We start from the raw sequence: 13,819 nt of genomic DNA, 5'->3' as shown, positions 1-13,819 counted from the left end.
ATTTACTTTGAATCTACGCAATTCATTAATCGCATTAGGTGTTGGAGCGGCAGCATATCAATATGCTCGCAAGCAAGATGTATTTTCAAAACGCAATATGAAAAAAGCACGTAAGATGATTAAATCTTATTTATAAGCGCAAAAAACTCCCTTCATCATAAGGGAGTTTTTTTATGCACTTGTATGTAAATATAAAAGTCCAATTTCAGAGAAGAGATACGATAGGCCGTAACATCCAACGCCTAGCATTCCGTAATGGAATAATTGCTTCGCTCTTTCTTTTCGTGAGGAACGAATAAAGAAACCTTTCCAAATACCAAACCCGATACAAACCCATTCAAGAATCATAAAAAGTGCTGATAATACGAGCATAAATAAAACCATTATGAGCCCTCCTGATTATATTGTTTCATGCTGCATTCTCAGGGGTGGTTGTCCTTATTATGTTATGTATATGTACGTCTTTACAAAACAGTATGGTCTGGACGAAAAGATTTTAAAACTTTCGCACATAACCTACCCTATTTATTTTCAAAATAAAGGTGGAGGAGGTTTTTCATGTGAAGAATCTTAAAATCATTTGGATATATCGTTTAGGGTTATTGTTACTTGTATTTCTTTGTTTGCTCGTCTTTTTAAAAATTAAGCCGCTATGGGCACCAATTATTTTTGTATTTAAAGTGGCAATTACACCGTTTCTTATTGCGTGTTTTATTGCGTATTTATTGCATCCTTTAATTGAAAAAATTCATAAAGAAGGGATGCCACGTACACTTGCTATTTTGCTCATTTACATCCTTTTCTTTGGCGGAATTGGTTATGGGATTTATAAAGGAACGCCAATTGTTATTAAGCAATTACAAGAGATTAATGAGCAATTTCCGCAGTTTACAAAAATGTATGATTCTTGGATGGATGGCGTTACGGAACAAACAGCGAACTTCCCGTCCTTTATTCATGAAAAGGTGAAACAAATTTTTGGTGGAGTAGAAACGAAGATACAATCACTTTTAAATAAAGTGATGAGCACAGCCCGTGGCGTATTGGACTCGTTGCTTATTATTTTCTTAATACCGTTCATTGTATTTTACATATTAAAAGATTACGGTGAGTTTTATCATATCTTTTGGAAACTAGTCCCGAGTAAGTGGCGTAGTACAGGGCAAATGCTGGCGAAAGAAATTGATAAGTCACTCGGAAGTTATATTCGAGGACAGTTATTTGTTTGCTTAGTATTAGGAGGAGTATCTGTTCTTTCTTTTTGGTTTATCGGTATGAAATATCCATTATTACTCGGTATTATTATTGGGGTAACGGATATAATCCCGTACTTCGGTCCTATTTTAGGGGCGATTCCGACATTGATGATTGCGGCAACGGTATCAACGAGTTTACTCATTAAGGCGGGAATTACGATTGCTATTTTGCAATTTTTGGAAAGTAACATTTTATCACCTTACATCGTTGGTAAGTCACTTCGTATGCATCCTGTTATTATTATGCTCGCATTACTAGTTGGGGGAGAAGTGGCAGGAATTGTAGGATTATTAATATCAGTTCCTGTTTTAGCGGTCATTCGTACGGTGATCGTTCATGTAAGGCCTCTTTGGAAAAAAGAAGATGTGTAATATGATAGCCCTCTACTTATAAAAGTAGAGGGCTATCATTATTTAGAGAGTTGCTCGTGTATTTGTTGAACGAGAGAGCTTACATCATTTGTTTGAATATGTTTTATTTTTTTCCATTCATTATCGTACATAAATATAATTTGATTGCTGAAAAGACGCTTTTGCTCTTTTAGATTAGAAATGTTTGCAAAAGAGTACTCTTCAAATATTGGGTTCTTACTTACATCTGGTCCATAAAAGAAGAGCCGTTTGTTCGTTAAAATTAACAGTCCTGGTCTTGCAACGGAACGATAAATAAATATATTTAATGAACATGCTACATAAAACAATATTGTTTCGTCAGTCATTAATATGTTTTTAGCTTTGCTTAATAAGCTTGTCATTGTAATCGCTCCTTTATTATTGATAATTTAATTATAACAAAAATATAATATTCCGAAAAAATATAGAGATAGTACAATTTATTAATAAATGCATAATATATTGAAAGGCTGTTAAGAATGAATAGTAGAATAACTATGGTTAATGCAATTTAAATGATTATCTACATTGACAAACTTAAGAGAATTCTATTATATTTAGTCATATAATACATTAAATCAATGACGGAAAAAGTACGTTACAGCCCATTTATAGAGAGAAGCTTCCATATGGCTGAAAGAAGCTTTAAATGAAGGGTAACAGAAAGCTAATCCTGAGAGCAGCTAATCACTGCCGTCTTGCCACGTTACGGCACCATGAGGTGATGAATTGATTGTTATAATAATCAATTCATAATTAGGGTGGTATCGCGAGTTAACTCTCGTCCCTTTTATAGGGGCGGGAGTTTTTTATATTTAAGGAGGAAAATACAATGAAACAACTAACAGGCGCACAAATTCGTCAAATGTTTTTAGACTTTTTCCAAGAAAAAGGACATGCAGTAGAACCTAGTGCATCACTAGTTCCGCATGAAGATCCATCTCTGTTATGGATTAACAGTGGTGTAGCGACATTAAAAAAATATTTTGATGGACGTGTAATCCCGCAAAATCCACGTATTACAAATGCTCAAAAATCAATTCGTACAAACGATATTGAAAACGTAGGGAAAACAGCTCGTCACCATACATTCTTTGAAATGTTAGGAAACTTCTCAATCGGTGATTATTTTAAAGAAGAAGCAATTACTTGGGCTTGGGAATTCTTAACGAGCGACAAATGGATCGGATTCGATAAAGAATTACTATCAGTTACAATCCATCCAGAAGATGAAGAAGCATTCACAATTTGGAATGAAAAAATGGGTGTTCCAAAAGAGCGCATCATCCGTTTAGAAGAAAACTTCTGGGATATCGGTGAAGGACCAAGCGGACCGAATACAGAGATTTTCTATGACCGCGGAGAAGCTTACGGTAATGACTTTAGTGACCCAGAATTATATCCAGGCGGAGAAAACGAGCGTTACTTAGAAGTATGGAACCTTGTATTCTCTCAATTTAACCATAATCCAGACGGTTCATATACACCGCTTCCTAAGAAAAACATAGATACAGGGATGGGTCTAGAGCGTATGACATCTATCGTTCAAGATGTACCTACAAACTTTGACACAGACCTATTCATGCCGATGATTGGCGCAACAGAATCAATTTCTGGTGAGAAGTATCGTGATGGTGACTTAGAAAAAGATATGGCGTTTAAAGTAATTGCTGACCATATCCGTACAGTAACATTTGCTGTAGGTGACGGTGCTCTTCCATCTAACGAAGGCCGTGGTTATGTATTACGTCGTTTATTACGCCGCGCCGTTCGATATTCGAAGAAATTAAACATCAACCGTCCATTCATGTTTGAATTAGTGACGGTTGTTGGAGAAGTAATGAAAGACTTCTACCCAGAAGTACTTGAAAAGAAAGATTTCATAGCAAAAGTTGTGAAAAACGAAGAAGAGCGTTTCCATGAAACACTTCATGATGGGGAAGCAATTTTAGCTGAAGTTATCACAAAAGCAAAAGAAGAAAAAACAACTGTTATTTCTGGAGTAGATGCGTTCCGTCTATATGACACATACGGTTTCCCGATTGAATTAACTGAAGAATATGCAGAAGAAGCTGGTATGACAGTTGATCATGAAGGCTTTGAAAGTGAAATGGAAAAACAACGTGAGCGTGCACGTGCTGCTCGTCAAGACGTTGATTCTATGCAAGTTCAAGGCGGTGTCCTTGGAGAAGTGAAAGTAGCGAGCGAGTTCGTTGGTTACGGTACAGTTGCAACAGAAAGTAACGTTGTTGCACTTGTAAAAAACGGTGAATACACAGATAGCTTACAAGCTGGTGAAGATGGGCAATTAATGCTGGATGTAACACCATTCTATGCTGAGAGCGGTGGACAAATTGCAGACTGCGGTTACCTTCTTGCTGACGGCGTGAAAGTACTTGTAAAAGACGTACAAAAAGCACCAAATGGTCAAAACTTACACAAAGTTGTTGTTGAAGAAGGTACATTAACGAAAGATGCGGCTGTGAAAGCTATTATCGACACGAAAAACCGCAGTAGCGTTGTGAAAAACCATACAGCAACTCACTTACTACACCAAGCATTAAAAGACGTACTTGGAACGCATGTTAACCAAGCAGGTTCTCTTGTAACTTCTGAACGTTTACGCTTTGATTTCTCTCACTTCGGTCAAGTACAAGCTGACGAATTAGAAAAAATTGAGCGTATGGTAAACGAGAAAATTTGGGAAAGTATTGATGTTGAGATTTCTCAAAAAGCAATTGAAGAAGCGAAAGAAATGGGCGCAATGGCATTATTCGGTGAAAAATACGGTGATGTTGTACGCGTTGTACAAGTAGGCGATTATAGCTTAGAGCTTTGCGGTGGTTGTCACGTTGATAACACAGCTTCAATCGGTATTTTCAAAATCGTTGCTGAGTCTGGTATCGGTGCAGGAACGCGTCGTATTGAAGCAGTAACTGGTAAATCTGCATACGAATTAATGAACGATCAAGTAGGTTTATTAAAAGAAGCAGCAGGAAAAATGAAAACAAATCCGAAAGATATTTTAACAAGAGTGGATGGTTTATTTGCTGAAGTAAAACAACTTCAAAAAGAAAACGAATCTCTTGCTGCAAAATTAAGCAATATTGAAGCTGGAAACTTAACTGATTCAGTAATGACAGTTGATGGCGTAAACGTATTAGCAGCGAAAGTAAACGTTGCAGATATGAACAACTTACGTACGATGATGGATGACCTGAAAAATAAATTAGAGTCTGCAGTTGTCGTATTAGCGTCTGTAAATGATGATAAAGTGAACATCTTAGCTGGCGTAACGAAAGATTTAATTAGCCAAGGTTACCATGCTGGTAAACTTGTGAAAGAAGTGGCTTCTCGTTGTGGCGGCGGTGGTGGTGGCCGTCCTGACATGGCTCAAGCAGGCGGTAAAAACCCAGCGCAAGTTGAGGAAGCTTTAGCATTTGTACAAGAGTACGTTAAATCTGTTTCAAAATAAAGAGATAGTAGTGTACAATGGTAGGGAGAGGAGAAGTTCTTCTCCCTATACTTACTATATAAGTGAGGTGCTTGAAATGGACGGTTTTGATAAAACAATGAAGTTTAGCATTCAAGATGAAAAACAGAGTGTCCATGTAAATGATGTACTTTTAACTGTGTATGATGCACTTCAAGAAAAAGGCTATAATCCGATTAACCAAATCGTCGGTTATTTATTAAGTGGAGACCCAGCATACATACCTCGCCATAAAGATGCACGAAGCATCATTCGCAAGCTTGAACGTGATGAGTTAATTGAAGAGCTTGTGAAGTCGTACTTGAAACATCATCGTGAGGAGTAGTTTATGCGGATATTAGGTTTAGATGTAGGTACAAAAACAGTCGGAGTTGCAATGAGTGACGAAATGGGCTGGACAGCGCAAGGACTGGAAACAATCAGGATTAACGAAGAACGAGGCCACTTTGGTTTTGACCGTATTTCTGAGTTAGTAAACCAGTACAATGTGGACAAAATAGTAGTAGGTTTACCTAAAAATATGAATGGTACAATTGGCCCACGTGGTGAAGCGTGCCAGCAATTTGCAGAAAACCTGCGAAATCTGTTACAATTAGAAGTTGTAATGTGGGACGAGCGTTTGTCAACGATGGCAGCGGAACGTCTGCTCATTTCAGCTGATGTGAGTCGTAAGAAGCGAAAACAGGTAATCGATAAGATGGCTGCAGTCGTAATCTTACAAGGATTTTTAGATAGTAAATAAGAGGTGACCAAAATGGAAGAAAATCAAATTACAATTGTAGACGAAAAAGGTAACGAACATTTATGTGAAATTATTTTCACTTTTGATGCTGAAAAATTTGGCAAAAAATCATACGTAGTCTTCTCTCCAATCGGTGAAGTAGACGAAGATGGAGACCAAATTTATGATGCAATGGCTTATGAGCAAAATGAAGAAGAGGGCGGAAGTTTACTTCCAATCGAATCTGAAGAAGAGTGGGAAATGGTACAAGAAATGTTCAACACTCTAGCTGATGAGCAAGAAGCTGAATAAATAAGTACTGAAAGATGGACGACATATAGTCCATCTTTTTTTATATGTAAAATGAAAGATTTTTTGTCGAAACTGTGTAAACCTTTGTAGTATAATGAGACGGATTGTAGAAAAATAAAGTGTCTATCTAAAAAAGATAAATAAATTTATTGTGTTTTTATATCGTGTTGTATAGAAAGATATACATACGGTCTACAATTTAATTAAGGAGGAAGAGTGTTGATAGAGAATCAAGTGAAAAAAAAGCGTAGACGTCTTTTTTTATTTTCGATTATTGCACTGCTTTTAGTTTGTGGTTCAGTCTATGCGTATATTTCATCCGCATTAGGACCAGTTGATAGCGGGAATAAAAAAGAGATTGAAGTAGAAATTCCAAAAGGATCATCTACTAGTAAAATTGGTGAGATTTTAGAAGAAAAAGGTGCTGTGAAAAACGGTACAGTTTTTAGTTTTTATACAAAGGCTAAATCAAAAAATTTACAAGCGGGTACATATTTATTAAATCCTTCAATGGGTGCCTCAGATGTTATTGAACAAATGTCATCTGGTAATGTACATCGTCCAGCTTTTTATAAAGTGACGATAAAAGAAGGTGCACAAGTAACTGAAATTGCAGAAACGGTTGCAAACGAATTAAAGTGGAATAAAGATGATGTCGTACGTCAATTAAATGACAAAGCATTTATTCAAAAAATGCAGCAAAAGTATCCGAAGTTGTTAACGGATAAAATCTTTGATAGCAATATTAAATACCCATTAGAAGGTTATTTATATCCTGCGACGTACTCTTTCTATAAAAAAGATACGACGTTAGAAGAAATTGTAATTCCAATGCTTGAGAAAACGAATGCAATCGTAGTTCAAAACGAGGCAAAAATGAAAGCGAAAAACTGGGATGTTCATCAGCTTTTAACATTGTCTTCACTTATTGAAGAAGAGGCAACAGGCTTTACAGATCGTCAAAAAATCTCTAGTGTCTTTTATAATCGTTTGGCAAAAGGTATGCCACTGCAAACTGATCCAACGGTATTATACGCACTTGGAAAGCATAAACAACGTGTATTATACGAAGATTTAAAGATAAACTCACCGTACAATACGTATGTTGTGAAAGGATTGCCAGTTGGTCCGATTGCAAACTCTGGTAAACATTCAGTGGAGGCGGCGTTAGAACCTGCGCAAACAGATTATTATTATTTCTTAGCTGCACCAACTGGTGAAGTGTACTATGCGAAAACATTGGAAGAGCATAATGCATTAAAGCAAAAATATATTACGAAAAAACAGTGAAATGGGGAGGGATAGCGAAAAAGGTCGCACATCCCTCTTTTTTGTGGTAAAATATATCGGGTTAAAAACTGGCAGAAGAATCGTTTTTAATATCAAAACGGGACGTACAAGCTAAGGGTGAAACTGGCTTGTATTTTTATTGCATTCTATGTGTGAAAAGACGTCATAGAGGCACTTCTCCATGTAAATAAGGAGGACCATTATGGAGGATGCAGTTAACGAGTACCTATTATCATTTATTGATCCAAAAGATAAATTAATTCTTGAAATGGAAGACTATGCGAAAGAAAATCATGTGCCGATTATGGATCGACTTGGAATGGAATTTATGTTGCAATTTTTACGTTTAATTGGACCAAAAAGCATTTTAGAGCTCGGTACAGCAATTGGTTATTCTAGTATTCGTATGATGCAAGCTATTCCAAATTCTCACATTGTGACAGTTGAACGCAATCGCGAGCGATATGAAAAAGCACTTGAATATATAGAATGTTCACCAGTTAAAGAGCGTATTTCCGTTATTTACGGTGATGCGTTAGAAACAGGCGAGCAAGTAGAAAAACATGGAACGTTTGACGTTATTTTTATTGATGCAGCAAAAGGACAATATCGTCGCTTTTTTGACTTATATGAACCGTTATTAAATCCTGGTGGCGTAATTATTTCAGATAATGTTATGTACCATGGCCTTGTAACGATAAAAGAGAAAATTGAAAACAGACGTACACGTGGTTTAATTCGTCGTATTAAGACGTACAATGAATGGCTTATGAACCATGAAGGATATGATACAACGATTTTCCCAATTGGTGATGGAGTAGCTGTTAGTAAAAAGAGAGGGTGACCAAGGTATGAAGAAACCTGAATTGTTAGTAACGCCAAAAGCAGTAGTGGATATCGAACCTCTTGCGAAAGCAGGAGCAGATGCGGTAATGATCGGTGAGCAAAAGTTTGGTTTACGTTTAGCAGGGGAATTTTCACGTGAAGATGTGAAACAAGCTGTGAAGATTGCGCATGAAAATGGTGTAAAAGTATACGTAGCAATGAACGCTATGTTCCACAATGATAAAGTAGACGAATTAACAGATTATGTTGCATTTTTAAACGAAGTAAGTGTAGATGCAATTGTTTTCGGAGACCCAGCAGTATTAATGGCGGTCCGAGAAGTAGCGCCAAATATGCAATTGCACTGGAATACAGAAACAACAGCAACAAACTGGTTTACTTGTAACTACTGGGGACAAAGAGGAGCAAAACGAGCTGTATTAGCTCGTGAGCTTAGTTTAGATGAAATTGTTGAATTAAAAGAAAATGCTGAAGTGGAACTTGAAGTACAAATTCACGGTATGACTTGTATGTTCCAATCGAAGCGTTCCTTAGTAGGAAACTACTTTGAGTATCAAGGACGTAATCTTGACATTGAAAAGAAAAAATATGAAGAGAATATGTTCTTATATGACCCAGAGCGTAACAATAAATATCCAATTTATGAAGATGAAAATGGTACTCACATTATGAGTCCAAACGATATTTGTTTCATCGATGAGTTAGAAGAACTAATGGACGCTGAAGTCGCTAGCTTAAAAGTTGATGGTGTACTAAAAAGCTCTGCATACATTATTGAGGTAACGAAGAAATATCGTAAAGCAATTGATTTATGTGTAGAAGATCGTGATGCGTATTATGACGTGAAAGACGATTTATATAAAGAGATAGAAGAAATGCAACCAGTAAATCGTCCGTTAGATACAGGATTCTTCTTTAAAGAGACGGTTTACTAAACGAGGAGGGTGTAGGAAATGACTGTACAAGAAATTTCACGAGTAGTCGATGGCAAACGCGTTATTGTGAAGAAACCTGAACTGTTAATCCCTGCGGGTAACTTAGAAAAATTAAAAGTAGCTATCCATTACGGGGCAGATGCTGTATATTTAGGTGGACAAGAATTTGGTCTTCGTTCGAATGCAGGTAACTTTACACTGGAAGATATGGCAGAAGGTGTTGAATTTGCAAAGAAATATGGAGCAAAAATATATGTAACAACAAATATCTTTGCACATAATGAGAATATGGACGGGCTAGAGGAATATTTAAAAGGGATTGAAAAAGCTGGCGTAACGGGAATTATCGTTGCTGATCCGCTTATTATTGAGACTTGTAAACGTGTAGCGCCTTCTGTTGAAGTGCATCTAAGTACACAACAATCACTATCCAACTGGAAAGCAGCACAGTATTGGAAAGAAGAAGGTTTACATCGTCTTGTATTAGCTCGTGAAGCAAGCTATGAAGAAATGAAAGAAATTAAAGAAAAAGTGGATATTGAAATTGAAGCATTCGTCCATGGTGCAATGTGTATCGCATATTCAGGCAGATGTACGTTGAGTAACCATATGACAGCACGTGACTCTAACCGTGGTGGTTGTTGTCAATCTTGCCGTTGGGACTATGATTTAGTTCAAACAGTATCACAACATAAAGATGCAAAAGAGCTGCCTCTATTCCAAGAAGAAGATGCTCACTTTGCAATGAGTCCAAAAGACTTAAATTTAATTTTATCAATTCCGAAAATGATTGAAATTGGAATTGATAGCTTAAAAGTTGAAGGACGTATGAAATCAATCCATTACGTAGCGACTGTAGCAACGGTATACCGTAAAGTAATTGATGCGTATTGTGCGGATCCGGATAATTTTGAGTTTAAACAAGAATGGTTAGATGAGCTTGATAAATGTGCAAATCGTGATACAGCTCCCGCATTCTTTGAAGGGGTTCCAGGACATCAAGAGCAAATGTTTGGAAATCATAGTAAGAAAACAACGTATGATTTCGCTGGTTTAGTGTTAGATTATAATGAAGAAACGGGCATTGTAACGATTGAGCAACGTAATCATTTCAAACCAGGACATGAAGTGGAGTTCTTTGGGCCAGAAATAGAAAACTTTACGCAGACGGTGGAGAAAATTTGGGATGAGGATGGAAACGAATTAGATGCAGCGAGACATCCGTTGCAAATCGTGAAATTCAAAGTGGATCAACCAGTGTATGTGAATAATATGATGCGCAAAAGCATACTTCAATAAGAAAGAGTGATAGTCGAATGGGGACGAATAAGCCTGTTGTAATTGGAATTGCTGGTGGTTCGGGATCAGGTAAAACGAGTGTAACGAAAGCGATTTTTGACCATTTTAAAGGTCATTCTATTTTAATCTTAGAGCAAGATTATTATTACAAAGATCAAAGCCATTTACCAATGGAAGAGCGTTTAAAAACAAATTATGATCATCCGCTTGCGTTTGATAATGATCTGTTAATTGAACATTTGCAGCAGTTGCTTGCATATGAGCAAATTGATAAGCCTGTATATGACTATACATTGCATACGCGTTCAGAAGAAGTTATTCCAGTTGAGCCGAAAGATGTAATCATTTTAGAAGGAATTCTTATTTTAGAAGACCCACGTCTTTGTGAGATAATGGACATTAAGCTATTCGTTGATACAGATGCAGATCTTCGTATTTTACGCCGCATGCAGCGTGATATTAAAGAGCGCGGTCGTACGATGGATTCAGTTGTTGATCAATACGTAAGTGTTGTACGTCCAATGCACAATCAATTTATTGAGCCTTCTAAGAAATTTGCGGATATTATTATCCCTGAAGGTGGACAAAACCATGTTGCAATTGATATTATGGTGACAAAAATTGCAACAATTCTTGAACAAAAAGTAAATTTGTAATAGCATAGTAAAAGATATACGATAGGAAGGGATTTTTTCCCTTCCTATCGAATACAATGAAACATGCAACCTCATCTATATATAGGTGAGGGCATATTTATATCAACTTTCCATACATATCTTCTTTATATAAAGAAGAATTGGGAATACGGGGTTGTATGTGACAACTCCGCTAGTACAGGCGTGCTAGAAACCTCCGCTATACATATAAGTGGGGGAGTTTTCATATGGAACTCCTCTTTTTTTTCGGGGGATTGGTATATAAAAGGAGTGGAAAATATGGCAACAGAAAAAACATACCCTATGACGCAAGAGGGTAAGCAAAAGCTAGAGAACGAACTTGAAGATTTAAAAACGGTAAAACGTAAAGAGGTTGTAGAGCGAATTAAGATTGCACGTAGCTTCGGAGATCTTTCTGAGAACTCTGAGTACGATGCAGCAAAAGATGAGCAAGCGTTCGTAGAAGGACGTATTACACAATTAGAAAACATGATTCGTAACGCAGTTATCATCACAGATAACGGCGAAGAATCTACAGTTGTTACATTAGGTAAAACAGTAACATTTAAAGAGTTACCAGGTGGAGATGAAGAATCTTACACAATCGTAGGTAGCGCAGAAGCAGATCCATTTGAAGGAAGAATTTCTAACGATTCTCCAATTGCAAGAAGCTTATTAGGTAAGCAAATTGGTGAGAAGGTAGCAATCCAAACTCCAGGTGGAGAAATGCAAGTAGAGATTATCTCTGTAAAATAATAAAAAATCACTCGTGTAAAAGCGAGTGATTTTTTTATTTGTATAAAAGATGAAACACTCCGTCCAAACTATAATAGACGAGGTGTTTTTTATGAAAATAAAACGGAGAATTACAATTGTTTTAATTTGTTTTATATGTATCATGTTTATTTTACTTTGTCGTTTAATTCAAATACAAATTATAGCTACAGAATCATTTACAGATCGTAAGATAAATTTAATTGAAAAAAGTGTTACACAACGGACGCAGTCCATTACGGTAGATGATGGACGAGGCCATTTTATAGATCGGAACGGTAAGGAAATAGGTGAGAAAAAGTATCCTGTTTTAATTGTTTTTCCATTTCTACAAATAAAAAATGACATGTTAGAGAAAATTGCGCATATCATTGGTGTGTCGAGACAAGAGATTGAAAGTCAAATGAAAGACAAGAAAAGTGCATTTATACTGCAAAGGGGAAATGGTCCATTTCGATTGGCACGAGAGCAGATGGAGAAGGTAAATCAATTAAATGTATTAGGTATTGTAGCAGCTGAAGTTCGTTTACGGCAAACTGGCACGATGAATCATTTAATTGGTGATGTGGGGGAGAATGAACGAGAATTTCAAAAACGATACGGAGAAGCAAGAAAAATTTCAAGGCAAACGCCAATTGGCATTTCAGGATTGCAGCAATCATTTGATGAATTTCTTTTGACCGATGGAGAGGCGAAAGTATTGTATCAAGTGGACCGACAAGGAGAACCGATTTTTGGAAAACAAGCGAAATATACTGCGCCTGGAAATCCGTTTTATCCAGTGACGATTCAAACAACTTTACATAACAGGTTACAGCAAAAAGCAGAGGAAGTGGTTGAAGCAAGCGAAATAAAGAAGGGGGGATTAGTATTACTTGATGTAAAGACAAATGAAATTTTAGCGATGGTCAGTAAACCATCTGTGCAGGTGAAGGATGAGCATTTATATACAACTACACTTGAAAATCAAATGTTGACACCACATTTTCCCGGTTCTGTTTTTAAAACAATAGTTGCAGCGGCAGTGATTGATCAAAATGAAAATGTGTTTAATCGTACATTTAATTGTAATCAAGATTTATATGGTGAAGACCACCCACAAGTTATGATGGGTACACTTAGTTTTAAAGAGAGCTTTGCTAGAAGCTGTAACAGGACATTTTCAGAGTTAGGTAATGAGCTAATACAAAAGGATAAGATGGTGTTAGAAACTTACGTAGCGGCGTTAGGAGCCGCTGGTAAGGTTGGATGGAAAGGTTCTGTATTTAATACAACTCATTTTGAGCAAATGCCAGAGGAGAAGAGGGTTACGATTTGGGGTAGTGAAGGAAATAAGAATAGTAAAAAGGCTGTAGCGCAAACAGCAATTGGACAGAAAGATGTACGTATGTCACCTCTAGCGATTGCAAATATGATGGCGACAATTGCTAGAGGTGGAGAAAAGATGGAAGTGAAAGCTGTGGAAAAAATAATGTATAAAAATGGAACGGACTTCTATACATTTGAAGACCATACATTAGGTGGAAAACAGCTTTCGTATGAAGCGGTGAAAACATTACAAGAGTTATTAAGGGGCGTTGTAACAACGGAGAAAGGAACGGGATCCGCATTCAGGTCGTTACCACTAAGTGTCGCTGGAAAATCTGGGACAGCGCAAACAGGAAAAGGGACGAAAGTGAATCGTTGGTTTGCAGGTTATTTTCCATATGAAAATCCAAGATATGCTTTAGTTGTCGTGGATATAGAGACGAATAGTAATGGAAATAAAGTTACACCTATTTTCAAAGCTATCGTAGAATCAATCTATCGATTAGAGATTGAAAAGTAATCTTGCAATTCATAGT

The 13,819-nt window shown here is 36.8% G+C and carries 15 protein-coding genes and 1 other annotated feature; of the genes, 13 read left to right on the top strand and 2 right to left on the bottom strand.

The genetic code is table 11. The annotated features are described in order from the left end of the window. Positions 1-7 precede the first annotated feature (7 nt). A complete protein-coding gene (locus tag J0835_RS21535; RefSeq protein ID WP_001053553.1) occupies positions 8-136 on the top strand; it encodes a YrzQ family protein in 129 nt (42 codons plus the stop codon). 35 nt (positions 137-171) lie between these two features. Here the strand turns inward: J0835_RS21535 and J0835_RS21530 are convergent, their stop codons facing one another. Continuing rightward, positions 172-384 carry a hypothetical protein gene (locus J0835_RS21530; protein WP_000242555.1) on the bottom strand — a complete coding sequence of 71 codons (213 nt, stop codon included), beginning with the start codon at positions 382-384 and terminating at the stop codon, positions 172-174. A gap of 176 nt (positions 385-560) precedes the next feature. Between J0835_RS21530 and J0835_RS21525 the strand changes: the two genes are divergently transcribed. Continuing rightward, positions 561-1,628, top strand: a complete 1,068-nt coding sequence (locus J0835_RS21525; protein ID WP_048562241.1) for an AI-2E family transporter — start codon at positions 561-563, stop codon at positions 1,626-1,628. A gap of 38 nt (positions 1,629-1,666) precedes the next feature. Here the strand turns inward: J0835_RS21525 and J0835_RS21520 are convergent, their stop codons facing one another. Next, positions 1,667-2,011 carry a PH domain-containing protein gene (locus J0835_RS21520; protein ID WP_087982091.1) on the bottom strand — a complete coding sequence of 115 codons (345 nt, stop codon included), beginning with the start codon at positions 2,009-2,011 and terminating at the stop codon, positions 1,667-1,669. 210 nt (positions 2,012-2,221) lie between these two features. Continuing rightward, positions 2,222-2,441 (top strand) — a binding site (T-box leader). 40 nt (positions 2,442-2,481) lie between these two features. Here J0835_RS21520 and alaS point away from each other — a divergent pair. The 11 genes from alaS (at position 2,482) to J0835_RS21465 (ending at position 13,803) form a co-directional block, all read left to right on the top strand. Next, complete coding sequence (gene alaS / locus J0835_RS21515) at positions 2,482-5,124, top strand: alanine--tRNA ligase (protein WP_087982088.1); 2,643 nt, start codon at positions 2,482-2,484, stop codon at positions 5,122-5,124. A gap of 76 nt (positions 5,125-5,200) precedes the next feature. After that, a complete protein-coding gene (locus J0835_RS21510; RefSeq protein ID WP_000348590.1) occupies positions 5,201-5,467 on the top strand; it encodes an IreB family regulatory phosphoprotein in 267 nt (88 codons plus the stop codon). Positions 5,468-5,470: 3 nt separating this feature from the next. Beyond that, a complete protein-coding gene (gene ruvX, locus J0835_RS21505) occupies positions 5,471-5,884 on the top strand; it encodes a Holliday junction resolvase RuvX (protein ID WP_087982086.1) in 414 nt (137 codons plus the stop codon). 12 nt (positions 5,885-5,896) lie between these two features. Continuing rightward, entirely contained in the window at positions 5,897-6,175 is a 279-nt protein-coding gene (locus J0835_RS21500; protein WP_000392246.1) for a DUF1292 domain-containing protein, read from the top strand. A gap of 219 nt (positions 6,176-6,394) precedes the next feature. Further along, positions 6,395-7,465, top strand: coding sequence for an endolytic transglycosylase MltG (mltG, locus tag J0835_RS21495; protein WP_087982084.1), 1,071 nt, complete (start codon positions 6,395-6,397; stop codon positions 7,463-7,465). Between the two features lie 202 nt (positions 7,466-7,667). Beyond that, positions 7,668-8,309 (top strand): O-methyltransferase, encoded by a 642-nt coding sequence (locus J0835_RS21490; RefSeq protein WP_087982082.1) that lies wholly within the window; start codon positions 7,668-7,670, stop codon positions 8,307-8,309. A gap of 7 nt (positions 8,310-8,316) precedes the next feature. Continuing rightward, positions 8,317-9,246: a peptidase U32 family protein gene (locus tag J0835_RS21485; protein ID WP_087982080.1), complete on the top strand. Its 930-nt coding sequence runs from the start codon at positions 8,317-8,319 to the stop codon at positions 9,244-9,246. A gap of 18 nt (positions 9,247-9,264) precedes the next feature. Next, positions 9,265-10,545 (top strand): peptidase U32 family protein, encoded by a 1,281-nt coding sequence (locus J0835_RS21480; RefSeq protein WP_087982078.1) that lies wholly within the window; start codon positions 9,265-9,267, stop codon positions 10,543-10,545. A gap of 17 nt (positions 10,546-10,562) precedes the next feature. Further along, on the top strand, positions 10,563-11,201 hold the full coding sequence (gene udk, locus J0835_RS21475) for a uridine kinase (protein WP_087982076.1): 639 nt from the start codon (positions 10,563-10,565) through the stop codon (positions 11,199-11,201). A 279-nt stretch (positions 11,202-11,480) separates the two neighbouring features. Further along, the gene (gene greA, locus J0835_RS21470; protein ID WP_087982074.1) at positions 11,481-11,957 is read left to right on the top strand and encodes a transcription elongation factor GreA; all 477 of its coding nucleotides are present in this window, start codon (positions 11,481-11,483) and stop codon (positions 11,955-11,957) included. A gap of 91 nt (positions 11,958-12,048) precedes the next feature. Then, positions 12,049-13,803, top strand: coding sequence for a peptidoglycan D,D-transpeptidase FtsI family protein (locus J0835_RS21465; protein ID WP_087982072.1), 1,755 nt, complete (start codon positions 12,049-12,051; stop codon positions 13,801-13,803). Positions 13,804-13,819 lie beyond the last annotated feature (16 nt).

The sequence above is a fragment of the Bacillus cereus group sp. Sample62 genome (assembly GCF_036851315.1).
Classification (GTDB): domain Bacteria; phylum Bacillota; class Bacilli; order Bacillales; family Bacillaceae_G; genus Bacillus_A; species Bacillus_A wiedmannii.
Note: the sequence above shows the minus strand (reverse complement) of the source record. Positions and strands in the feature narration are given on the sequence as shown.